Consider the following 21490-nt stretch of genomic DNA (forward strand, 5'->3'; position numbering starts at 1 on the left):
CTCACTAAGATGGATCGGGACAAGAATAAAAAACAGGCGCGAGGTTGCACATGCCATCAGCCGATTCTGTCTTCGACTACGTGGTCGTAGGGGCCGGTCCCGCCGGATGCCTGCTGGCCAATCGTTTGTCCGCCGACCCTTCCTGCCGCGTGCTGCTGCTGGAGGCGGGTGGCCGCGACAATTATCCCTGGATCCACATCCCCGTCGGTTACCTCTACTGCATCGGCAACCCGCGCACAGACTGGTGCTTCAAAACCGAGGCACAGCCTGGCCTCGGCGGTCGCGCTTTGGGTTATCCAAGGGGCAAGGTGCTAGGTGGCTGTTCGTCGATCAACGGCATGATCTACATGCGGGGCCAAGCCGCCGACTATGACCATTGGGCCGCGCAAGGCAACGACGGCTGGGCGTGGAAAGATGTGTTACCCCTGTTCAAGGCCAGCGAAAACCACTTTGCCGGCGCCAGCGAGCACCATGGCGCGGAGGGCGAATGGCGGGTCGAGCGCCAACGCTACAGCTGGCCGATCCTTGATGCTTTCCGTGATGCCGCCGAGCAGAGTGGTATTGGCAAGGTCGACGATTTCAACACTGGCGACAACCAGGGTTGTGGATATTTTCAGGTCAACCAGCGCAGTGGTGTGCGCTGGAACGCTTCCAAAGCTTTCCTGCGGCCGATCAAGGATCGCGCCAACCTCACTGTGCTGACCGGCGTGCAGGTTGACCAAGTACTGCTCGACAACACCCGCGCACGGGCGGTGAAGGCGCTCTGGCAAGGGACCTGGCATGAGTTTGCGGCGCGCCGCGAGATCATTCTCTGTGCTGGGGCGGTTGGTTCTCCGGGCATCCTCCAGCGCTCCGGCATCGGCCCGCGTCAGTTGCTGGAAAGCTTGGGTATTGGTGTTCGCCACGATATGCCAGGCGTTGGTGGCAACTTGCAGGACCACCTGCAACTGCGCCTGATTTACCAGATCCGCAACACCCGTACCTTGAACCAGATGGCCAACAGCCTGTGGGGCAAGATGGGCATGGGCCTGCGTTACCTCTACGACCGTAGCGGGCCGCTGGCCATGGCGCCGAGCCAGTTAGGCGCGTTCGTGCGTTCAAGCCCTGAACAGGCCACCGCCAACCTTCAGTATCACGTGCAGCCGCTGTCACTGGAACGCTTCGGTGAGCCGTTGCATCAGTTCCCGGCCTTTACGGCTTCGGTGTGCAACCTGCGCCCGGCCAGCCGCGGGCGCATCGACATCTGCAGCACCGACATGAACAGCACGCCGCTGATCGACCCCAATTACCTCAGTGCTCCGCAGGACTTGCGGGTTGCTGCCGATGCCATTCGCCTTACCCGGCGCATCGTCCAGGCCCCTGCCCTCGCCGCTTTCGAGCCCAAGGAATATTTGCCGGGCCCAGCGCTGCAAAGCGAGGAAGAACTGTTCGAGGCCGCTGGCAAGATCGGCACCACCATCTTCCACCCGGTCGGTACTTGTCGCATGGGCAACGGTGCCATGGACGTTGTGGATAACCAGCTGCGCGTGCATGGCATCCCCGGTCTTCGTGTGGCTGATGCTTCGATCATGCCGCAGATAACGTCCGGCAATACCTGTTCCCCCACCCTGATGATCGCCGAAAAGGCGGCGCAACTGATCCTCAAAGGAGCTGCTACCCAGACCTACCTGAACGAAGACGCGTTACCGACGCCCTGACCCGGGTGCGTGCAGTACCGGCGGCTTGCGGTCAGAAGTCGCCGACAGTGGAACAACAAGAATAATCACTGTGGCCTAAGGGCCGAGGACAGCAACGATGTCGGATTACATCCAAGAGCAGGGTGCGGCGGCCAGCAGCTCCAGCCGCCGTGAAGAACGCAAGATCATTTTCGCGTCATCCCTCGGGACGGTTTTCGAGTGGTATGACTTTTTTCTCTATGGTGCGCTGGCAGCGGTCATCAGCAAGCAGTTCTTCGCTGGCGTGAACGATACCACCGCTTTCATCTTCGCCCTGATGGCCTTTGCTGCGGGCTTTCTGGTGCGGCCGTTTGGCGCGCTGGTGTTCGGCCGCCTGGGTGACATGATCGGGCGCAAGTACACCTTCTTGGTCACCATCGTGCTGATGGGCCTGTCCACTTTCGCTGTGGGGTTGTTGCCCACCTACGCCAGCATCGGCATCGCCGCACCGATCATCCTGGTGATCCTGCGCATGCTTCAGGGGCTGGCGCTGGGCGGCGAGTATGGCGGTGCAGCCACTTACGTGGCCGAGCATGCGCCGCCCGGCAAGCGTGGCTTACACACTGGTTTCATCCAGTCCACCGCAACGCTGGGCCTGTTGTTGTCGCTCTTGGTGGTGCTGGGTAGCCGGTATATCAGTGGCGACCAGTTCGAAACCTGGGGCTGGCGCTTGCCGTTCCTGCTGTCGATTGTGCTGCTGGCGATCTCCACCTGGATTCGCATGAGCATGCACGAGTCGCCGGCCTTTGTGAAAATGAAGGCTCAGGGCAAGGTCAGCAAGTCGCCCATCCGTGAGTCATTCACCTCCTGGCCAAACCTGAAAGTGGTGCTTACCGCCCTGTTCAGCATCAACGCGGGGCAGGCTGTGACCTTCTACACGGCGCAGTTCTACGTTCTGTTCTTCATGACACAGATGCTGAAAATGGACTCGGCTCAGGCCAACACCCTGCTCATCATCAGCGTTGTGATTGGCGCGCCGTTCTTCGTGTTTTTTGGCTGGTTGTCCGACCGTATCGGCCGCAAGCCGATCCTGATGCTCGGCCTGTTGCTGGCCACGGTACTGTACTTCCCACTGTTCAAGGCGCTGAGCCACTACGCCAACCCGCAGATCGACGCTGCCAGCCGTCAGGCGCCGATCGTGGTCACCGCCGACCCGCAAGGCTGCACATTCCAGTTCGACCCAGTGGGCAAGGCTCGTTTTGACAGCCCGTGCGACAAGGTCAAGACGTTCCTGGTCAAGCAGGGCCTGCCGTACAGCTCGGTAAGCGTGGCCGGCAGTGAAGTGGTGGTGAACATCGGTGACAAGACCATCAACGGCTTTGACGAAACCGCCATGCGTGCTGCAATCGAGCAGGCTGGTTACCCGGCCAAGGCCGACCCTGCGCAGGTTAACCAGGTAATGGTGGTGGTGCTGATCGTGGCGATGATCCTGATCGCGACCATGACCTATGGTCCGTTGGCGGCGGTGATGGTCGAGCTGTTCCCGACCCGCATCCGCTACACCTCGATGTCGCTGCCCTACCACATTGGTAATGGCTGGTTCGGTGGTTTCCTGCCTACCGTATCGTTCGCGCTGGTGGTCTATACCGGGGATATCTTCTACGGGCTGTGGTACCCGGTGCTGGTGACCGGGATCAGCCTGGTGGTTGGGATCTTCTGTCTGAGAGAAACCAAGGATGTAGATATCGACAAAGTCTGATGTCCACATGCCATAAAAAAACCGGCTGTAAAAGCCGGTTTTCTTATGCTTCAAAAAACTTATGCACGATTTTCAGAAAAAATTCATACAAAGAAATAACTAGAAAATTCATACACTTAGGTATCAATTAAAGCATTTAATCCAAAAACTGCACACAAGTTATCCACAGAAGGTCAAGCCATCTGCTCCTGAGGTTTTTCCGCAGCTGGCGGCAGCGATCCCATGGCCCGCTGGGTCGCTTCGTTCCAAGCTGCAGCGCGGTCGTTGAGTTCGGCAATGGCACGTGGCCCCGTGCCGTTGGCGTACATCGGCTCACCAATTACCACTTCGATTGTACCGGCACGCTTGCCCCAACCGGTCTTGGGCCAGAACTTCCCAGCGTTGTGGGCAATCGGCAGCACCGGTAGCCCGGCATTCACGGCCAGGGCGGTACCGCCGCGCGAGAACTTGCCGATGGTGCCGAACGGTACACGGGTGCCTTCTGGGAAAATCAGCACCCACGTCTTCTGCTTGAGCAGTTCGTCACCCTTGCTCGCCACCTGGCGCAACGCTTCCTTGGGGTTGTCGCGGTTGATCGCGATGGGCCGCAGCATGGCCATGGCCCAGCCGAAGAACGGTACATACAGCAGCTCGCGCTTGAGCACCTGGCTAAGCGGCGAGAAGTACTGGGACAGGAAGAAGGTTTCCCAGGTGCTCTGGTGATTGGACAGAATCACGCAAGGCTCAGCTGGCACGTTCTCGGCGCCAGTGATCTTGTAGTCGATGCCCAGGATGGTGCGCACCAGAAACAGCGCGCAGCGGCACCAGTACACGTTGATGAACTTGTAGCGCTTGGGGAACGACAGGAACGGCGCGACGAAGAAGCTCAGCGAGCACCACAGCAACGAACTGGTGCCCAGCAGCAGGTAAAAAAGAAAGATTCTGATCGCCTGCAGGATCGACATAGTGGCTTGTACCATTGCGGGGCATGCCCGCCTGAAGAAAAATGCGCCAGAAGGCGCACTGTTTAAATTAGTTCTCTGGCGATAGCTGCCAGATCGTCGAAAATCAGTGTAGTTTCCGGGACGCCTTTTTCCAGGGTCCGCTCGCCCTTGCCGGTCTTCACCAGCACGGGTTGTGCACCGACGGCCAGGGCGGCCTCCAGGTCACCTTTGCTGTCGCCGACGAACCAGACGCCTTCAAGGCCAATCTGGTAATGCTCGGCGATCGCCCGCAGCATGCCGGGCTTGGGCTTGCGGCAATCGCACCCTTCGTCCGGCCCATGCGGGCAATATACGATATGGCCCACCTCACCGCCCTGCTCGGCCACCAGCGCGCGCAGGCGCGCATGCATGGCCTCAAGGGTTGCCAGCGGGTAGTAGCCACGGGCAATGCCGGACTGGTTGGTGGCCACGGCCACCGTCCAGCCCGCCTTGCTCAACTGCGCGATCGCATCGACCGAACCGGGGATCGGCACCCATTCTTCCAGCGTCTTGATGTACGCATCGGAGTCGTAGTTGATCACCCCGTCACGGTCGAGAATCAGCAGTTTCAAGGCTTACCCCAGCAGCGAAATGTCAGCCACGCCCAGGAACAGGCCGCGCAGACGGCTGAGCAGGGCATAACGGTTGGCACGTACCTTGGCGTCTTCGGCGTTGACCATGACTGCCTCGAAGAAGGCATCGACCGGGTCACGCAGGGCCGCCAGGCGGGCCAGCGATTCGCTGTACTGACGTGCCGCAGCCATCGGTTGCACGGCCTGGTCGGCCTGCTGGATGGCCGAGTACAGGGAGAACTCGTTGGCATTGTCGAAGTACTTCGGCTCGACCTGCTCGGCGATGGCACCTTCGGCCTTGCTCAGCAGGTTCGACACGCGCTTGTTCACCGCGGCCAGGGCCTCGGCTTCCGGCAGTTTGCGGAACGCCTGCACGGCTTGTACGCGCTGGTCGAAGTCCAGGGCGGAGCCTGGCTGCAGTGCGCGTACCGACAGGTACGTGGCCACGTCGATGCCTTCGTCTTCGTAACGCGCGCGCAGGCGGTCGAAAATGAACTCCAGTACTTGCTCGGCCAGGCCGGGGGCCTTGACCTTGGCGCCGAACTGCTTGACCGCAAACTCGACTGCACCGGTCAGGTCCAGGTCCAGTTGCTTCTCGATCAGGATACGCAGCACGCCCAGAGCCGCACGGCGCAGGGCGTACGGGTCCTTGCTGCCGGTAGGCAGCATGCCGATGCCAAAGATACCCACCAGGGTGTCGAGCTTGTCGGCGATGGCCACTGCAGCACCGGTCAGGGTCTGCGGCAGCTCGGCACCAGCACCGCGCGGCATGTACTGCTCGTTCAGGGCCAGGGCTACGTCTTCCGGCTCACCGTCGTTGAGCGCGTAGTAGTAACCGGCAACACCCTGCATTTCAGGGAATTCGCCGACCATCTCGGTGGCCAGGTCGCACTTCGACAGCAGGCCGGCACGGCCAGCGCGCTGGGCGTCGCCGCCGATCAGCGGAGCAATGAAGGCGGCCAGCCTGGAAACACGTTCGGCCTTGTCGTACACGGTGCCGAGCTGAGCCTGGAACACCACGTTCTTGAGGCGCTCGTTGAAGGTTTCCAGTGGCTGCTTCTTGTCCTGCTTGAAGAAGAACTCGGCGTCGGTCAGGCGCGGGCGCACGACTTTTTCGTTGCCTTGCACGATCTGCTTCGGGTCGCGGCTTTCGACGTTGGCCACGGTAATGAAGCGCGGCAGCAGCTTGCCTTCGCTGTCCAGCAGGCAGAAGTACTTCTGGTTGTCCTGCATGGTGGTGATCAGGGCTTCTTGCGGCACCTCAAGGAAACGCTCTTCGAACGAGCACACCAGCGGCACTGGCCATTCGACCAGAGCAGTCACTTCGTCCAGCAGCGCCGGCGGCACGATGGCCGTGCCTTCCTGCTGCATGGCAAGCTCGGCGGTACGCTTGCTGATCAGCTCGCGGCGTTCGGCGAAGTCGGCCAGCACGTGAGCTTTACGCAGGTCTTCGACATAGTTGGCCGGGGTAGTGATGACCACGGTTTCCGGATGATGGAAGCGGTGGCCACGGGATTCACGGCCGGCCTTCTGCGACAGAATGGTGCAGTCGACCACCTGGTCGCCCAGCAGCATTACCAGCCATTGGGTTGGGCGTACGAACTCTTCACGGCTGGCCGCCCAGCGCATGCGCTTGGGGATCGGCAGGTCGTTCAGCGAATCTTCGACGATGGTCGGCAGCAGGTCAGTGGTGGCCTTGCCCGGGATGTGCTGGGAGAAGCGCAGCTTGGGGCCGCTCTGGTCGATTTCGGCCAGTTCCACACCGCACTTCTTGGCGAAGCCCAGCGCAGCCTGGGTCGGCTCGCCTTCGGCGTTGAAGGCAGCCTGCAGGGGCGGGCCGTCGATGTTGATGCTGCGGTCAGGCTGCTGCACGTCCAGCTGGCGAATCAGCACGGCCAGACGACGCGGCGCGGCGTACACCTGCTTGCCGGTGTAGTTCAGGCCAGCAGCCTGCAGGCCTTTTTCGATACCGGCCAGGAAGGCGTCGCCGAGGCTGGCGAGGGCCTTGGGTGGCAGCTCTTCGGTGCCCAGTTCTACCAGAAAATCTTGAGCACTCATTGTGCAGCCTCCAGCTTAGCCAACACTTCGTCACGCAGTTCAGGGGTGGCCATCGGGAAGCCCAGGCGTGCGCGGGCTTGCAGATAGCTTTGCGCCACGTCCCGGGCCAGGGTACGTACACGCAGGATGTAACGCTGGCGCTCGGTTACCGAGATGGCGCGGCGGGCGTCCAGCAGGTTGAAGGTATGCGATGCCTTCAGGACCATTTCATAGGTCGGCAGCGGCAGCTCCAGCTTGATCAGGCGGTTGGCTTCGCTTTCGTAGAAATCGAACAGCTCGAACAGTTTGTCGACGTTTGCATGTTCAAAGTTGTAGGTCGACTGCTCCACCTCGTTCTGGTGGAACACGTCGCCATAGGTGACCTTGCCGAACGGGCCGTCGGCCCACACCAGGTCGTACACCGAATCGACGCCCTGGATGTACATGGCCAGGCGCTCCAGGCCGTAGGTGATTTCACCGGTGACCGGGTAGCACTCGATGCCGCCAACCTGCTGGAAGTAGGTGAACTGGGTCACTTCCATGCCGTTGAGCCAGATTTCCCAGCCCAGACCCCAGGCGCCGAGGGTCGGCGATTCCCAGTTGTCTTCGACGAAACGAATGTCGTGCACCAACGGATCCAGGCCGATGGCTTTCAGCGAGCCGAGGTACAGCTCCTGGAAGTTGGCCGGGTTCGGTTTGAGCACCACCTGGAACTGGTAGTAGTGCTGCAGGCGGTTGGGGTTTTCGCCATACCGCCCGTCGGCAGGACGACGGCTCGGCTGCACATAGGCGGCGTTCCAGGTTTCTGGACCCACGGCGCGCAGGAATGTAGCGGTGTGGAAAGTGCCGGCGCCTACTTCCATATCGTAGGGCTGAAGTACCACACAACCTTGAGCTGCCCAGTAGTTCTGCAGGGCAAGGATCAGGTCTTGGAAGGTACGCACGGCTGGCGTAGGCTGGCTCACGAAATTCACCTGTATCTGGGGATGCGGATGTAAAGAGCGGGAGTATAACCTGATTCGCCTCGCCCTCTACTCATTGGAGCCTTATGCCACGCTGCTTTTGGTGTACCGACGATCCGTTGTACCAGGCCTACCACGACCAGGAATGGGGGATGCCACAGCGCGACCCGGCGTTGCTCTTCGAGATGCTTTTGCTCGAAGGGTTCCAGGCAGGGCTTTCATGGATTACCGTTTTGCGCAAACGCGAGCGTTATCGCCAGGTGATGTACGGCTTCGACCCCGTAAAGCTGGCGGCCATGGGCGACGAACGCATCGAAGAGTTGATGCAGGATGCAGGCATCATCCGCAATCGCCTCAAGCTCAAGGCTGCGCGGCGCAACGCCCAGGCCTGGCTGGCTGTGGATAACCCCGCCGAATGGCTGTGGTCGTTCGTCGGCGGCTCGCCGAAGATCAACCACTTCAAGGCGCGCAGCGACGTGCCAGCTGTTACCGATGAAGCCAAGGCAATGAGCAAGGCCTTGCAGAAAGCTGGCTTCACGTTCGTCGGTCCGACCATCTGCTACGCCTTCATGCAGGCCACCGGCATGGTCATGGACCACACCACCGACTGCGATCGCTACGCCGCCTTGTTGCGCTGAGGGGTTACAATGCGCGCCTTGCTGAAATAAGGAATTCGCCTGTGGAAAAGTTCAAGGGCGCCCTGATGGTCGGGGTGCTGCGCCTGTTTGCCAAGCTGCCCTGGGGCGCTGTGCAGCGTGTCGGCGCCGGTATTGGCTGGCTGATGTGGAAAATCCCCAACAGTTCGCGCAACGTGGTACGGATCAACCTGGCCAAGTGCTTCCCGGAGATGGACCCGGTTGCCCGTGAGCAACTGGTGGGCCAGGCGCTGCGGGATATCGGTAAATCCTTTGTCGAAAGTGCCTGTGCCTGGATCTGGCCGCCACAACGCTCGCTGGAGCTGGTCAAGGAAGTGCATGGCCTGGAAGTGCTGGAGCAGGCTTTGGCCTCAGGTAAAGGGGTGGTCGGCATCACCAGCCACCTGGGCAACTGGGAAGTTTTGAACCACTTCTACTGCAACCAGTGCAAACCGATCATCTTCTACCGCCCGCCGAAGCTGAAGGCGGTGGATGATTTGCTGCGCGAGCAGCGCGTGCAGATGGGCAATCGCGTGGCACCGTCGACCAAGGAAGGCATCCTCAGCGTGATCAAGGAAGTGCGCCGTGGTGGCCAGGTGGGTATTCCTGCCGACCCGGAGCCGGCGGAATCGGCGGGCGTGTTCGTGCCGTTCCTCGGCACCCAGGCGCTGACCAGCAAGTTCGTGCCGAACATGCTGGCCGGTGGCAAGGCGGTAGGTGTGTTCCTGCATGCGCTGCGGTTGCCGGATGGCTCGGGCTTCAAGGTGTTCCTGGAGGCGGCGCCAGAGGAGATGTACAGCACCGACGTGAATGTGTCGGCGGCGGCGATGAGCAAGGTGGTCGAGCGCTATGTGCGCGAGTACCCCAGCCAGTACATGTGGAGCATGAAGCGCTTCAAGAAGCGCCCGGCTGGCGAGCCGCGCTGGTATTAAGCCATCCACCGCCCTCTGGTAGGAGCGGGTTTACCCGCGAATGCGATGTTGGATTCACCGACGCATTCGCGGGTAAACTCGCTCCTACAGGGACCGCGTCAAGCCGATGTCTTGTTCAGCTTCTTGAGAAAAACGGTCATTTCTTTTTCGGCCTGCTTGTCACCATGGGCCTGCGCCGCCACGATCCCGTCTTCCCACGCCTTGCGCGCCGCCGCCAGGTCGCCCTGCAACTGATAGGCCTTGCCCAGCAGCTTCCACGCTGCCGAGTATTTCGGATCCTGCTCTACACAGCGCGCCAGGTGCACCGCTGCTTCAGCGCCGTTGCCTTCATCCAGCCAGGCCTTGCCCAGGCCAAACCTCAGCAGCGGGTTATCCACACCTTTGGCCAGCATCTTCTCCAGCGATTCGCGCATGCCTTCTTCTCCTAGAAGAAACTCAAGCCGACGTGGAACAGCTTCTCCACATCACGAATGTGCTTTTTATCCACAACGAAGAGGATCACATGGTCACCTGATTCGATCATGGTGTCGTCATGGGCAATCATCACCTCTTCATCACGGATGATCGCACCAATAGTGGTGCCCGGTGGCAGCGTGATGTCCTCGATTGCCTTGCCGACCACCTTGCTCGACTTCGAGTCCCCGTGTGCCACCGCCTCGATAGCCTCGGCTGCACCACGGCGCAGCGAGTGCACACTGACGATGTCGCCGCGACGGACGTGCGCCAGCAGGGTGCCGATGGTGGCGAGCTGTGGGCTGATGGCAATGTCGATATCGCCGCCCTGCACCAGGTCGACATAAGCCGGGTTGTTGATGATGGTCATCACCTTGCCTGCGCCCAGGCGCTTGGCCAGCAGCGACGACATGATGTTGGCTTCGTCATCGTTGGTCAGGGCCAGGAAAATATCGGCGTCGGCGATGTTCTCTTCGAGCATCAGGTCTTTGTCCGAGGCGCTGCCCTGCAGCACTACCGTGCTTTCGAGGGTATCGGAGAGGTGCCGACAACGCGCCGGGCTCATCTCGATGATCTTCACCTGATATCGGCTTTCGATGGCTTCCGCCAGGCGCTCGCCGATCTGCCCGCCGCCGGCGATGACAATGCGTTTATTGGTTTCGTCGATGCGGCGCAGTTCGCCCATCACCGCACGGATATCCTTCTTCGCGGCAATGAAGAACACCTCGTCGTCGGCTTCGATCACCGTGTCGCCACGCGGGGTGATCGGCCGGTCGCGGCGGAAGATGGCCGCCACGCGGGTGTCGACGTTGGGCATATGCGCACGGATCTGGCGCAATTGCTGGCCGACCAGCGGGCCGCCATAGTAGGCCTTCACTGCCACGAGCTGGGCCTTGCCCTCGGCGAAGTCGATCACCTGCAGCGAGCCTGGGTGTTCGATCAGGCGCTTGATGTAATTGGTCACCACCTGCTCGGGGCTGATCAGAACGTCGACCGGGATATGGTCGTTGTCGAACAGCTCTTCGCGGGTCAGGTAGGACGATTCGCGCACCCGTGCAATCTTGGTCGGGGTATGGAACAGCGAATAGGCCACCTGGCAGGCCACCATGTTGGTCTCGTCACTGTTGGTTACCGCCACCAGCATGTCGGCGTCGTCGGCACCGGCCTGGCGCAGCACCGTCGGCAGTGAGCCGCGGCCCTGGACGGTGCGGATGTCCAGGCGGTCGCCGAGGTCGCGCAGGCGGTCGCCGTCGGTGTCGACCACGGTAATGTCGTTGGCTTCGCTGGCCAGGTGTTCAGCCAGCGTACCGCCTACCTGCCCTGCGCCGAGGATGATGATCTTCATGCGCTACTCCCTATCCTTTGTTCTTATCCGCGCGAGGCGGCGATCTTGATCAGCTTGGCATAGTAGAAACCGTCGTGGCCGCCTTCCTGGGCCAGCAGCTGACGGCCGTGGGGCTGGCGCAGGCCGGCTTCGGTCGCCAGGTCCAGCTCACGGGCGCCCGGGGTGCGGGCGAGGAAGGCTTTGATCACTTCAGTGTTTTCGGTCGGCAAGCTGGAGCAGGTGGCGTATAGCAGCATGCCGCCCACTTCCAAGGTCGGCCACAGGGCATCGAGCAGCTCGCCTTGCAGCGTGGCCAAAGCCGGGATGTCGTCGGCTTGGCGGGTCAGCTTGATGTCCGGGTGGCGGCGAATCACGCCGGTGGCCGAGCACGGCGCGTCGAGCAGAATGCGCTGGAATGGCTTGCCGTTCCACCAGCTGGCAGTGTCGCGGGCATCGCAGGCGATCAGCTCGGCGTCCAGCTGCAGGCGGTCGAGGTTTTCTCGCACGCGGGTCAGTCGCTTGGCTTCGAGGTCGATGGCCACCATGTGCGCCAGGCCAGCCTCGGCCTCCAGCAGGTGGCAGGTTTTGCCGCCCGGTGCGCAGCAAGCATCGAGCACGCGTTGGCCGGGGGCCAGTTCCAGCAGGTCGGCAGATAGCTGCGCAGCTTCGTCCTGCACGCTCACCCAGCCTTCGGCGAAGCCTGGCAGGCCGCGCACGTCGCAGGCTTCGGCCAGCACGATGCCATCCCGGCTGTACTGGCATGCGCTGGCGCCAATGCCGGCTTCGGCCAGCAGTGCCAGGTAGGCATCGCGGCTATGGTGACGGCGATTGACCCGCAGAATCATCGGTGGGTGGGCATTGTTGGCGGCGCAGATGGCTTCCCACTGCTCTGGCCAGAAAGCTTTCAGCGCTTTTTGCAGCCAGCGCGGGTGCGCGGTACGCACCACCGGGTCGCGCTCCATGCCGGCGAGCAGCTCCTCGCCTTCGCGCTGTGCACGGCGCAGTACGGCATTGAGCAGGCCCTTGGCCCACGGCTTCTTCAGTTTGTCGGCACAGCCCACGGTCTCGCCGATGGCGGCATGGGCCGGAATACGCGTGTAGAACAGCTGGTACAGGCCGACCAGCAGCAGCGCCTGAACATCGGCATCGGCTGCTTTGAAGGGTTTTTGCAGCAGCTGTGCGGCCAGCAGGTCGAGGCGTGGCTGCCAGCGTGCGGTGCCGAACGCCAGGTCTTGGGTCAGGCCGCGGTCGCGTTCATCTACCTTGTCCAGTTGCGCCGGCAGCGAGCTGTTCAGCGAAGCCTTGCCGCTGAGCACAGCAGCAAGCGCACGGGCGGCGGCGAGGCGTGGGTTCATTGGCCCAGCACCTTGCCGGCGGCGAACTTCTCGCGGCGGCTGTTGAACAGGTCACTGAAGCTCAATGCCTTGCCGCCAGGCAGTTGCAGGCGGGTCAGGCTCAGGGCTTGGTCACCGCACGCAACTACGAGGCCGTCCTTGCTGGCGGAAAGTATCTCGCCCGGGGCGCCTTGGCCTGTGGACAGGTTGGCGGCCAGCACCTTGACGCTTTCACCGTCCAGCATGCTGTGGCACACCGGCCATGGGTTGAAGGCGCGGATCAGGCGTTCCAGCTCGACGGCCGGGCGGGTCCAGTCGATACGCGCTTCGTCCTTGTTCAGTTTGTGCGCGTAGGTGGCCAGCGCATCGTCCTGTATTTCGCCTTGCAGCGAACCGTCAGCCAGGCCGGCGATGGCCTGAACGACTGCGGGCGGGCCCATTTCGGCCAGGCGATCGTGCAAGGTGCCGCCGGTGTCCTCGGCGCTGATCGGGGTGACGACCTTGAGCAGCATCGGGCCGGTGTCCAGGCCGGCTTCCATGCGCATCACGGTCACGCCGCTTTCGGCGTCGCCGGCTTCCACGGCACGCTGGATCGGCGCGGCACCGCGCCAGCGTGGCAGCAGGGACGCGTGGCTGTTGATGCAACCCAGGCGCGGGATATCCAGCACCACCTGCGGCAGGATCAGGCCGTAGGCGACCACTACCATCAGGTCTGGTTTCAGTGCGGCCAGTTCGGCCTGGGCATCGGCATTGCGCAGGGTCTGCGGCTGGAACACCGGGATGTCATGGGCCACGGCCAGTGCCTTGACCGCACTTGGCATCAGCTTTTGGCCACGGCCGGCCGGGCGGTCGGGCTGGGTGTAGACGGCCACGATCTCGTAGGGGCTGTCGAGCAGGGCCTTGAGGTGTTCGGCGGCAAACTCTGGAGTGCCTGCAAAGACGATGCGCATGGAGTTCTCGCTTCAAAAAAGAAAAAGGCTTGCCGGAGCAAGCCTTCAGGAAGGTGGGGATCAGGCTTGCTGGCGATGCTGCTTTTCCAGCTTCTTCTTGATCCGGTCGCGCTTGAGCTGCGACAGGTAGTCGACGAACAGCTTGCCGTTGAGGTGATCGAATTCGTGCTGTACGCACACCGCCAGCAGGCCTTCGCATTCCAGTTCGAACGGCTTGCCGTCGCGGTCCTGGGCCTTGACCCGGACACGCAGCGGACGGTCGACGTTCTCGTAGAAGCCCGGTACCGACAGGCAGCCCTCCTGGTACTGGCCCATGTCATGGGTCAGCTCTTCGACCGACGGGTTGATGAAGACGCGCGGTTCGCTGCGGTCTTCGCTGAGGTCCATGACCACAACCTGCTTGTGCACGTTCACCTGGGTAGCGGCCAGGCCGATGCCAGGGGCTTCGTACATGGTTTCAAACATGTCGTCGATCAGCTGACGCAGGGCGTCGTCGAACTCCGTCACCGGTTTGGCGAGGGTGCGCAGGCGCGGGTCCGGGAATTCGAGAATGTTCAAGATGGCCATAAGGTCAGGCAGTCACTGTGCGTTCGGTTGAAAACTGAGCACACATAATAAAGGGAAACGGGGATTTCGGCACCTGGCAAGCTCGTCTAGGGTGACTATGGGCTTGATAGCCCCCAATCAATGGACAGCTTTTCAAAGTGTTACTCACAGAGTTATCCACAGGTTGTGCCACGTAGATGGCCCTGTTTCGATCAAGGACGATCCCCATGCCCAGTTACCATTCGTCGCTCTGCCCGCCTGCTGAACTGGAGGCCCGATTACGCCTGCATCGCTTGCCCGAGACAGGATTGCGACGTTTTCGCACCTTGCTGGATGCGTTCGGCAGCGCCTCTAGTGCGCTTAGCGCTCCCGGTTCGGCTTGGCGAGCGTTGGGCATCCCCCAAGCCACCATCGATGCCCGGCGCAGTGCCGAGGTACGCGAGGGCGCACTGGCCGCAATGGCTTGGCTGGAGCGCCCTGGCCAGCATTTGCTGATGTGGGACGGCCCAGACTACCCAGCCTTGCTGGCAGAAATCGACGATGCCCCGCCGCTACTTTTTGTCGCTGGCGAACCTGCCTTGCTCGATCGTCCTCAGTTGGCGATCGTGGGCAGCAGACGTGCCACACCCCCGGCGCTCGACACCGCCCGGGCATTTTCCCGCTACCTCGCGCAGGCTGGTTTCACCATTACCAGCGGGCTGGCGGTAGGTGTCGACGGTGCCGCTCATCGGGCCGCGTTGCAGGCTGGCGGCGGCACGATTGCCGTGCTCGGTACGGGCTTGCAAAAACTTTATCCACAGCGCCATCGGGACCTTGCGCAGGCGATGATCGACAACGGCAGCGCGCTGGTTTCCGAGTATCCCTTGGATGCCGGGCCGCTGCCTGGCAACTTCCCACGGCGCAATCGCATCATCAGTGGCCTGTCGCTAGGTGTACTGGTGGTTGAGGCGAGCCTCGCCAGCGGCTCGCTGATCACGGCGCGCCTGGCCGCGGAGCAAGGCCGCGAGGTGTACGCCATTCCGGGCTCCATTCATCACCCGGGGGCCAAGGGCTGCCACCAGCTGATTCGTGATGGGGCGCTGTTGGTGGAAACTGTGGAGCAGATCCTGGAAAGCTTGCAGGGTTGGCAGAACCTGCCGCCTGCGGTTGTGGACAGGTTCGACCACCCCCTGCTCGCCCTGCTGCATGCCGCACCCCAGACCAGTGAAAGCCTGGCCCACTGCAGCGAGCAGCCGCTGGCCGACGTGCTGGCGCAGTTGACCGAGCTGGAGCTGGAAGGCCGGGTCAGCAATGAAGCCGGGCGTTGGTTTGCCCGCGCGGGCTAAGTACACTGCGCACAAGCAAGGTATTCAGGCGGAGAAACAGCAATGGTGAGCAGTTTTCGTGTGCAACAAGCCGCACGTGAGATCCGGGCGGGCGCAGTAATCGCCTACCCGACGGAAGCGGTCTGGGGCCTGGGCTGCGACCCATGGAACGAGGATGCGGTGTATCGCCTGCTGGCGCTGAAGTCGCGTCCTGTGGATAAAGGGCTGATTCTGATCGCTGACAACATCCGTCAGTTCGACTTCCTGTTCGAGGACTTCCCCGAGGACTGGATCGACCGCATGGGCAGCACCTGGCCGGGGCCGAACACCTGGCTGGTGCCGCACCAGGACCTGTTGCCCGAATGGGTGACCGGGCAGCATGACACGGTGGCGCTGCGGGTCAGTGATCACCCGGTGGTGCGTGAGCTGTGCGCGCTGGTGGGGCCGCTGATTTCCACCTCGTGCAACCCCGGCGGGCGCCCAGCGGCGAAGACCCGCTTGCGGGTTGAGCAGTACTTCCATGGCCAGTTGGACCTGGTGCTCGGTGGTGCGCTGGGCGGGCGGAAGAACCCGAGTGTGATTCGCGACCTGGCAACCGGCGAAGTCGTTCGCCCGGGTTGATACCAATCCACAGGCCTGGCTCGGGACTCGGGCCCCTGTGGGCATGCCCACAGGTTAGGGCCAAATCCACCGCAGGGTTTTCTGATTTTTACCAAAATGTCTGTCCAGCTGGGCACTTCGGAAATATCCTACGAACCGCGTCTCCTTCCATCACCTTCTAAGTGGGAACCTCTGCCTCTAGGCTCTATCCGTCGCCGAATAACTTGGCGATCGGGTGTGGTAGCCCGGACGCATTTTTTCCATGACAGTCTATGGTGGCTGTGCGTGGGAGGCTTTCGAGCCTGCCTGGATTGGAAAATGCCCGGGTCTACCACCTCGCGTACAGTCGCCACCCATTCACGTGGTAGTGAGGGTTGGCGGCCTTGAGGAGCATTTTCCAATGATGAAGAAAATAGTCCCCGATCCACCTCTCCCATGCACCTCCACCCGCCCCTTCGGCCGCTGCGATGCCGGCCACGATCCACTCTTCACCGTCAACCCAAACATTTCTGCCGAGGACGCTCTGGTCCACGTAGCCCTGTACCTGCGCAGCGCTTACGAAACCGGCTACAAAGCTTTGGACTACATGCGTGAAGAAGGCCGTGGCATGTTCTGGTCGAACCTGCATGCGATTGAGATGGCAGAGGGTGTGATCGAGGCGATACTCGATGGCATCGAGTCGACGCCATCGCCGTCACGCCCAGGCTCCAAGGCATAGTGCTGCTATCGAGGCCGACGCAGTACCTGTGGGAGCGGGCTTGCCCGCGAACACCGGCAAAGCCGGTGCCATCCATTGCGGTGGCTTCTTCGCGGGTAAACCCGCTCCTACAGGGAATGTGTGTGGCTCAGGGGATTAGTACAGTCGATCCTACAGTCCGCCGCGCCGACAGCTCTGCCTGCGCCTTGGCCGCCTCGCTCAGTGGATACCGCTGATGGATATCCACAACCAGCTTCCCGCTCGCAATCATCGCAAACAGGTCATCGGCCATGGCCTGGGTGTTCTCGGCATTGTTGGCATAGGTGGCCAAGGTCGGCCGGGTGACATACAGCGAGCCCTTCTGCGCCAGGATCCCCAGGTTCACCCCGCTCACTGCACCGGAAGCGTTGCCAAAGCTCACCATCAACCCACGCGGGCGCAGGCAGTCCAGCGAGGTCAGCCAGGTGTCGGCACCCACGCCGTCATACACCACCGGGCATTTTTTGCCGTCGGTCAGCTCCAGTACGCGCTTGGCCACATCTTCATGGCTGTAGTCGATGGTCGCCCATGCCCCCAGCGCCTTGGCCCGTTCGGCCTTCTCGGCAGAGCTCACGGTGCCGATCAGCTTGGCGCCCAGGGCCTTGGCCCATTGGCAGGCCAGCGACCCTACACCACCGGCTGCGGCATGGAACAGGATCACATCGCCCGCCTTCACTTCATAGGTCTGCTTCAGCAGGTACTGAACGGTCAAACCCTTGAGCATCACCGCTGCCGCCTGCTCGAAGCTGATGGTGTCCGGCAGCTTGACCAGGTTGGCTTCCGGTAGCGTATGCACCTCGCTGTAGGCGCCCAGCGGGCCACCGGCATGTGCGACACGGTCTCCTACCTTCAATCGGGACACGCCTTCGCCCACGGCCTCTACCACACCTGCCGCTTCGGTACCCAGGCCAGAAGGCAGGGACGGCGGCGCATACAGCCCGCTTCGGAAGTAGGTATCGATGAAGTTCAGGCCGATCGCATGGTTACGCACACGCACCTGCTGTGGCCCGGGCGGGGTGGGTTCGAATTCCACAAACTGCAGCACTTCCGGGCCGCCATGCTGGCTGAACTGGATACGCTTGGCCATCTCGCACTCCTGTAGTCGGGATCGGGAAAGGCCTTCTATCGGACGCCTTTGCTTGGTCGTCGTCAACTGCGGCGCGCGCGCTGGCGGTGGTATGCTACGCGGCGAATTCTTCCCTGCCCGTTCCTGGTGACCCGATGACTAGCCGCACCGAGGCCGTGAAAGCCTACCTGCTCGACCTGCAAGACCGCATCTGCTCTGCCCTCGAAACAGAAGACGGCGGTGCCCGCTTCGTCGAGGACGCCTGGGTGCGCGAAGCCGGTGGCGGGGGCCGCACGCGGGTTATCGGCGACGGTAAGGTGATCGAGAAAGGAGGGGTCAACTTCTCCCATGTGTTTGGTGCCGGCCTGCCTCCCTCGGCCAGCGCCCACCGCCCTGAACTGGCGGGCCGTGGCTTCGAGGCCCTGGGGGTGTCGCTGGTGATCCACCCGCACAACCCGCATGTGCCTACTTCCCACGCCAACGTTCGCTTCTTCATCGCCGAAAAGGAAGGTGAAGAGGCCGTATGGTGGTTCGGCGGCGGCTTTGACCTGACGCCATACTATGGCAACGAAGAAGACTGCGTTCACTGGCACCGAGTGGCCGAGCAGGCCTGCGCGCGGTTTGGCGCCGATGTGTACCCACGCTACAAGGCCTGGTGCGACCGCTACTTCCACCTCAAGCACCGTGGTGAGCCACGTGGTATCGGCGGCTTGTTCTTCGATGACCTGAACGAGTGGGACTTCGACACGTGCTTCGCCTTCATCCGCGCCATCGGCGATGCCTACATCAACGCCTACTTGCCGATCGTCCAGCGCCGCAAAGACACGCCTTACACCCCGCAACAGCGCGAGTTCCAGGAATACCGCCGCGGCCGCTACGTGGAGTTCAATCTGGTCTACGACCGTGGCACCCTGTTCGGCCTGCAATCCGGTGGCCGTACCGAGTCCATCCTCATGTCGCTGCCGCCTCAGGTGCGCTGGGGCTACGACTGGAAGGCTGCACCCGGCAGCGAAGAAGCGCGCCTGACCGAGTATTTCCTGCAGGACCGCGACTGGCTCGGCCAGTAAGCCTGTGGATAACCAAGGAGCCGTCATGGACCAGTACGTCGTTTTTGGTAACCCCATCGGCCACAGCAAGTCGCCGCTGATCCACCGCCTGTTCGCCGAGCAGACCGGTCAGGACCTGGAATATGCCACGCTGCTGGCGCCTCTGGACGAGTTCAGCGACTGCGCGCGTGGCTTCTTCAAGCAAGGCAGTGGCGGTAATGTCACCGTGCCGTTCAAGGAAGAGGCCTACCGCCTGTGCGACAGCCTGACCCCGCGTGCCCGGCGCGCTGGCGCAGTGAACACGCTGAGCAAGCTGGCTGATGGCACCCTGCAGGGCGACAACACCGACGGCGCTGGCCTGGTGCGCGACCTGACGGTGAATGCCGGGGTCGAGCTGGCGGGCAAGCGCATTCTCATCCTCGGTGCCGGTGGCGCCGTGCGCGGCGTGCTGGAGCCAATTCTGGCGCACAAGCCGCAGTCGCTGGTGATTGCCAACCGTACCGTGGAAAAGGCCGAGCAGCTGGCGCGCGAGTTCGATGAACTGGGGCCGGTGGTTGCCAGCGGGTTTGCCTGGTTGCAGGAGCCTGTGGATGTAATCATCAACGCCACCTCGGCGAGCCTGGCCGGGGAATTACCACCGATTGCCGACAGCTTGGTCGAGGCGGGTCGTACGGTTTGCTACGACATGATGTATGGCAAGGAGCCGACGCCGTTTTGCCAGTGGGCTACCAAGCTGGGGGCTGCCAAGGTACTGGATGGGTTGGGGATGCTGGCTGAGCAGGCGGCTGAAGCCTTCTTTATCTGGCGTGGCGTGAGGCCGGATACGGCGCCGGTGTTGGCTGAACTGCGCCGGCAACTCGCTCGGGGCTGAGATGGCCGGGGCCGCTTTGCGGCCCTATCGCGACGCAAGGCCGCTCCCACAAAGTAAGTCGTACGCCGATCCTCTGTGGGAGCGGCCTCGTGTCGCGATGGGCTGCAAAGCAGCCCCAGGACCCAACCTCATTCCTCAAACCGGATCGGGCACAACTCCACCCCTTCCAGCTTCTGCAACTCCTCGATCACTTGGGGCCTGGCCCGGTGCAAGGTCAAACTCCCCCCCAATCGCCGCAACCTTCGTGCCTCACGGTGCAACATATCCACACCCGAGTAATCGATGAAATTCACCTGCCGGGCATCGATCACTACATGCGGCCCTTGGCAGCGCTGCAAGCGCACCTGCAGGTAATGCGCCGCACCAAAGAAAATCGACCCACCTACCCGCAAGACATCCGCGTCCCCTTCACGGCTTTGTTGGATCCGTGGTCGTGAGGTGCGCTTCAAATAGAAGAACAGCGAAGCCAGCACCCCGGCATAGATGGCCGTCTGCAGCTCCAGCAGCAATGTCGCTGCAGCCGTCAGCGCCATCACCAGAAACTCCGAGCGGCTGACCCGGAACAATGCACGGATCCCTCGGTGGTCCACCAACCCCCAGCAGATCAGCAAAATGCTGCCGGCCATGGCCGGTATCGGCAGGTGCGCGATCAGGCCGGCGCCGGTCACGGCGAACAACGCCACCCACAGCGCAGAAAACACCCCGGCCATCGGTGAGCGGGCGCCCGCCTCGTAGCTCATGCCCGAGCGGGTGAAGGAGCCGGCAGACAGGTAACCAGAGAAAAATGCACCGGCAATGTTCGACAGGCCCTGTGCGCGTATTTCCTGGTCCGGGTCGATCAGCTGTTCTGAACGTGCCGATAGCGAGCGGGCAATCGACAGGCTGGTGACCAACCCCAGCATGCCTACCGCAACGGCGCTGGGCAGCAAACGCAGCATGAGCTCTACGTCTAGCAAAGGCAGCGGGCTGAAAGGCGGGAGTTGCCCTGTGAACGCTGCCACCCGCGGCACATGGCCAAAGAAGCCCGGCAACAGCCAGGCCAGCAAGCTGACCAGGATCAGGCTTATCAACAGGCTCGGCCAGCGTGGGCGCCAGAGCTTGAAGGCCACGCCGATCACTACGGTGGCCAGGCCCAGCAGCAAGGAAGGCAGGTCGACCTCGCTTGCGTGGCTGGCCAGGTCTTGCACGGTCTTCAGCGCGGTGGCCTGGCTGGGCAGGGCCATGCCCAGCAGGTTGGGTAGCTGGCCCAAGGCAATGACGATGGCGGCACCCAGCGTGAAGCCGAGCACCACGGAATGGGAGACGAAGTTGACCAGCGCGCCGAAGCGTAACAGCCCGAGCAGCAGCTGGAAAATGCCGCCAAGGAAGGTCAGCAGCAACACCAGCGTGATGTAGTCAGCGCTACCGGCTACGGCCAGCGGGCTGATGCTGGCGTAGAGCACGATGGAAATGGCAGCGGTCGGGCCGCAGATCAGGTGCCAGGAAGAGCCCCACAGGCAGGCGATCAGTACCGGCACGATGGCGGCGTAAAGCCCGTATTCGGCGGGCAGGCCGGCGATCAGGGCGTAGGCGATGGATTGCGGCAGGGCGAGGATGGCGCCGCTCAGGCCTACCAGCAGGTCCTGGCGCAGGCTGCGGCCCGATTGGCGGGGAAGCCAGGTGAGGAAGGGCAGCAGTAAAGAGAGGCGATGCATGGGTTATCCACAATCCTTAAGGGGTCGCCAAGCCCTGTGGGAGCGGGCATGC

The 21490-nt window shown here is 62.3% G+C and carries 20 protein-coding genes; 9 read left to right on the forward strand and 11 right to left on the reverse strand.

What is annotated here, in order from left to right; genetic code table 11:
- Positions 1-50 precede the first annotated feature (50 nt).
- Both ACK59Z_RS01470 and ACK59Z_RS01475 read left to right on the forward strand, forming a co-directional pair.
- Positions 51-1697 carry a GMC family oxidoreductase gene (locus ACK59Z_RS01470; protein WP_108192106.1) on the forward strand — a complete coding sequence of 549 codons (1647 nt, stop codon included), beginning with the start codon at positions 51-53 and terminating at the stop codon, positions 1695-1697.
- A 97-nt stretch (positions 1698-1794) separates the two neighbouring features.
- Complete coding sequence (locus ACK59Z_RS01475) at positions 1795-3414, forward strand: MFS transporter (protein ID WP_010951466.1); 1620 nt, start codon at positions 1795-1797, stop codon at positions 3412-3414.
- Between the two features lie 173 nt (positions 3415-3587).
- Here the strand turns inward: ACK59Z_RS01475 and ACK59Z_RS01480 are convergent, their stop codons facing one another.
- The 4 genes from ACK59Z_RS01480 to glyQ are packed head-to-tail and all read right to left on the reverse strand — an operon-like array spanning position 3588 to position 7950.
- The gene (locus ACK59Z_RS01480; protein ID WP_010951467.1) at positions 3588-4373 is read right to left on the reverse strand and encodes a 1-acyl-sn-glycerol-3-phosphate acyltransferase; all 786 of its coding nucleotides are present in this window, start codon (positions 4371-4373) and stop codon (positions 3588-3590) included.
- Between the two features lie 47 nt (positions 4374-4420).
- On the reverse strand, positions 4421-4948 hold the full coding sequence (gmhB, locus tag ACK59Z_RS01485) for a D-glycero-beta-D-manno-heptose 1,7-bisphosphate 7-phosphatase (RefSeq protein WP_003253129.1): 528 nt from the start codon (positions 4946-4948) through the stop codon (positions 4421-4423).
- A 3-nt stretch (positions 4949-4951) separates the two neighbouring features.
- Positions 4952-7006 (reverse strand): glycine--tRNA ligase subunit beta, encoded by a 2055-nt coding sequence (gene glyS, locus ACK59Z_RS01490; protein WP_108078761.1) that lies wholly within the window; start codon positions 7004-7006, stop codon positions 4952-4954.
- Positions 7003-7950, reverse strand: a complete 948-nt coding sequence (gene glyQ / locus ACK59Z_RS01495; protein WP_003253126.1) for a glycine--tRNA ligase subunit alpha — start codon at positions 7948-7950, stop codon at positions 7003-7005. The genes glyS and glyQ overlap by 4 nt, the downstream gene beginning before the upstream one ends.
- An 83-nt stretch (positions 7951-8033) precedes the next feature.
- Between glyQ and ACK59Z_RS01500 the strand changes: the two genes are divergently transcribed.
- Together ACK59Z_RS01500 and ACK59Z_RS01505 are read left to right on the forward strand one after the other, a co-directional pair.
- Positions 8034-8585, forward strand: coding sequence for a DNA-3-methyladenine glycosylase I (locus ACK59Z_RS01500; protein WP_108192107.1), 552 nt, complete (start codon positions 8034-8036; stop codon positions 8583-8585).
- Positions 8586-8626: 41 nt separating this feature from the next.
- Positions 8627-9514, forward strand: a complete 888-nt coding sequence (locus tag ACK59Z_RS01505) for a lysophospholipid acyltransferase (protein WP_003253121.1) — start codon at positions 8627-8629, stop codon at positions 9512-9514.
- 98 nt (positions 9515-9612) lie between these two features.
- On the opposite strand, the gene ACK59Z_RS01510 is transcribed toward ACK59Z_RS01505, so the two are convergent.
- The 5 genes from ACK59Z_RS01510 to def are packed head-to-tail and all read right to left on the reverse strand — an operon-like array spanning position 9613 to position 14142.
- Positions 9613-9927 (reverse strand): tetratricopeptide repeat protein, encoded by a 315-nt coding sequence (locus ACK59Z_RS01510; RefSeq protein WP_060538151.1) that lies wholly within the window; start codon positions 9925-9927, stop codon positions 9613-9615.
- Positions 9928-9938: 11 nt separating this feature from the next.
- Positions 9939-11312 carry a Trk system potassium transporter TrkA gene (trkA, locus tag ACK59Z_RS01515; protein WP_010951472.1) on the reverse strand — a complete coding sequence of 458 codons (1374 nt, stop codon included), beginning with the start codon at positions 11310-11312 and terminating at the stop codon, positions 9939-9941.
- 23 nt (positions 11313-11335) lie between these two features.
- The gene (gene rsmB / locus ACK59Z_RS01520; RefSeq protein WP_409292136.1) at positions 11336-12646 is read right to left on the reverse strand and encodes a 16S rRNA (cytosine(967)-C(5))-methyltransferase RsmB; all 1311 of its coding nucleotides are present in this window, start codon (positions 12644-12646) and stop codon (positions 11336-11338) included.
- A complete protein-coding gene (fmt, locus tag ACK59Z_RS01525) occupies positions 12643-13575 on the reverse strand; it encodes a methionyl-tRNA formyltransferase (RefSeq protein WP_003253113.1) in 933 nt (310 codons plus the stop codon). The genes rsmB and fmt overlap by 4 nt, the downstream gene beginning before the upstream one ends.
- A 60-nt stretch (positions 13576-13635) precedes the next feature.
- Positions 13636-14142, reverse strand: a complete 507-nt coding sequence (gene def, locus ACK59Z_RS01530) for a peptide deformylase (RefSeq protein WP_003253111.1) — start codon at positions 14140-14142, stop codon at positions 13636-13638.
- 206 nt (positions 14143-14348) lie between these two features.
- Between def and dprA the strand changes: the two genes are divergently transcribed.
- The 3 genes from dprA (at position 14349) to ACK59Z_RS01545 (ending at position 16743) form a co-directional block, all read left to right on the forward strand.
- Positions 14349-15446: a DNA-processing protein DprA gene (gene dprA, locus ACK59Z_RS01535; RefSeq protein ID WP_019750121.1), complete on the forward strand. Its 1098-nt coding sequence runs from the start codon at positions 14349-14351 to the stop codon at positions 15444-15446.
- A 42-nt stretch (positions 15447-15488) separates the two neighbouring features.
- Entirely contained in the window at positions 15489-16046 is a 558-nt protein-coding gene (locus tag ACK59Z_RS01540) for an L-threonylcarbamoyladenylate synthase (protein ID WP_003253107.1), read from the forward strand.
- A 379-nt stretch (positions 16047-16425) separates the two neighbouring features.
- Positions 16426-16743, forward strand: coding sequence for a hypothetical protein (locus ACK59Z_RS01545; protein WP_014859479.1), 318 nt, complete (start codon positions 16426-16428; stop codon positions 16741-16743).
- A gap of 127 nt (positions 16744-16870) precedes the next feature.
- Here ACK59Z_RS01545 and ACK59Z_RS01550 read toward each other — a convergent pair whose 3' ends face one another.
- The gene (locus ACK59Z_RS01550; protein ID WP_108192108.1) at positions 16871-17848 is read right to left on the reverse strand and encodes an NADPH:quinone reductase; all 978 of its coding nucleotides are present in this window, start codon (positions 17846-17848) and stop codon (positions 16871-16873) included.
- A gap of 134 nt (positions 17849-17982) precedes the next feature.
- Here ACK59Z_RS01550 and hemF point away from each other — a divergent pair, with 134 nt between their 5' ends.
- Together hemF and aroE are read left to right on the forward strand one after the other, a co-directional pair.
- Entirely contained in the window at positions 17983-18894 is a 912-nt protein-coding gene (hemF, locus tag ACK59Z_RS01555; RefSeq protein ID WP_409292139.1) for an oxygen-dependent coproporphyrinogen oxidase, read from the forward strand.
- Positions 18895-18919: 25 nt separating this feature from the next.
- On the forward strand, positions 18920-19744 hold the full coding sequence (gene aroE / locus ACK59Z_RS01560; protein WP_003253098.1) for a shikimate dehydrogenase: 825 nt from the start codon (positions 18920-18922) through the stop codon (positions 19742-19744).
- Between the two features lie 128 nt (positions 19745-19872).
- On the opposite strand, the gene ACK59Z_RS01565 is transcribed toward aroE, so the two are convergent.
- Positions 19873-21438, reverse strand: coding sequence for a SulP family inorganic anion transporter (locus tag ACK59Z_RS01565; protein WP_108192109.1), 1566 nt, complete (start codon positions 21436-21438; stop codon positions 19873-19875).
- Between the last annotated feature and the right edge of the window lie 52 nt (positions 21439-21490).

The organism is Pseudomonas sp. KCJK9058 (assembly GCF_046230975.1).
Classification (GTDB): Bacteria; Pseudomonadota; Gammaproteobacteria; order Pseudomonadales; family Pseudomonadaceae; genus Aquipseudomonas; species Aquipseudomonas alloputida.

Coding starts and splice junctions, on each gene's coding strand:
- ACK59Z_RS01550 (WP_108192108.1), bottom strand. CDS start 17,848: ATGGCCAAGCGTATCCAGTTCAGCCAGCATGGCGGCCCGGAAGTGCTG.
- ACK59Z_RS01480 (WP_010951467.1), bottom strand. CDS start 4,373: ATGGTACAAGCCACTATGTCGATCCTGCAGGCGATCAGAATCTTTCTT.
- ACK59Z_RS01475 (WP_010951466.1), top strand. CDS start 1,795: ATGTCGGATTACATCCAAGAGCAGGGTGCGGCGGCCAGCAGCTCCAGC.
- ACK59Z_RS01500 (WP_108192107.1), top strand. CDS start 8,034: ATGCCACGCTGCTTTTGGTGTACCGACGATCCGTTGTACCAGGCCTAC.
- ACK59Z_RS01565 (WP_108192109.1), bottom strand. CDS start 21,438: ATGCATCGCCTCTCTTTACTGCTGCCCTTCCTCACCTGGCTTCCCCGC.
- aroE (WP_003253098.1), top strand. CDS start 18,920: ATGGACCAGTACGTCGTTTTTGGTAACCCCATCGGCCACAGCAAGTCG.
- trkA (WP_010951472.1), bottom strand. CDS start 11,312: ATGAAGATCATCATCCTCGGCGCAGGGCAGGTAGGCGGTACGCTGGCT.
- hemF (WP_409292139.1), top strand. CDS start 17,983: ATGACTAGCCGCACCGAGGCCGTGAAAGCCTACCTGCTCGACCTGCAA.
- fmt (WP_003253113.1), bottom strand. CDS start 13,575: ATGCGCATCGTCTTTGCAGGCACTCCAGAGTTTGCCGCCGAACACCTC.
- rsmB (WP_409292136.1), bottom strand. CDS start 12,646: ATGAACCCACGCCTCGCCGCCGCCCGTGCGCTTGCTGCTGTGCTCAGC.
- ACK59Z_RS01540 (WP_003253107.1), top strand. CDS start 15,489: ATGGTGAGCAGTTTTCGTGTGCAACAAGCCGCACGTGAGATCCGGGCG.
- def (WP_003253111.1), bottom strand. CDS start 14,142: ATGGCCATCTTGAACATTCTCGAATTCCCGGACCCGCGCCTGCGCACC.
- dprA (WP_019750121.1), top strand. CDS start 14,349: ATGCCCAGTTACCATTCGTCGCTCTGCCCGCCTGCTGAACTGGAGGCC.
- ACK59Z_RS01470 (WP_108192106.1), top strand. CDS start 51: ATGCCATCAGCCGATTCTGTCTTCGACTACGTGGTCGTAGGGGCCGGT.
- ACK59Z_RS01510 (WP_060538151.1), bottom strand. CDS start 9,927: ATGCGCGAATCGCTGGAGAAGATGCTGGCCAAAGGTGTGGATAACCCG.
- glyS (WP_108078761.1), bottom strand. CDS start 7,006: ATGAGTGCTCAAGATTTTCTGGTAGAACTGGGCACCGAAGAGCTGCCA.
- ACK59Z_RS01545 (WP_014859479.1), top strand. CDS start 16,426: ATGATGAAGAAAATAGTCCCCGATCCACCTCTCCCATGCACCTCCACC.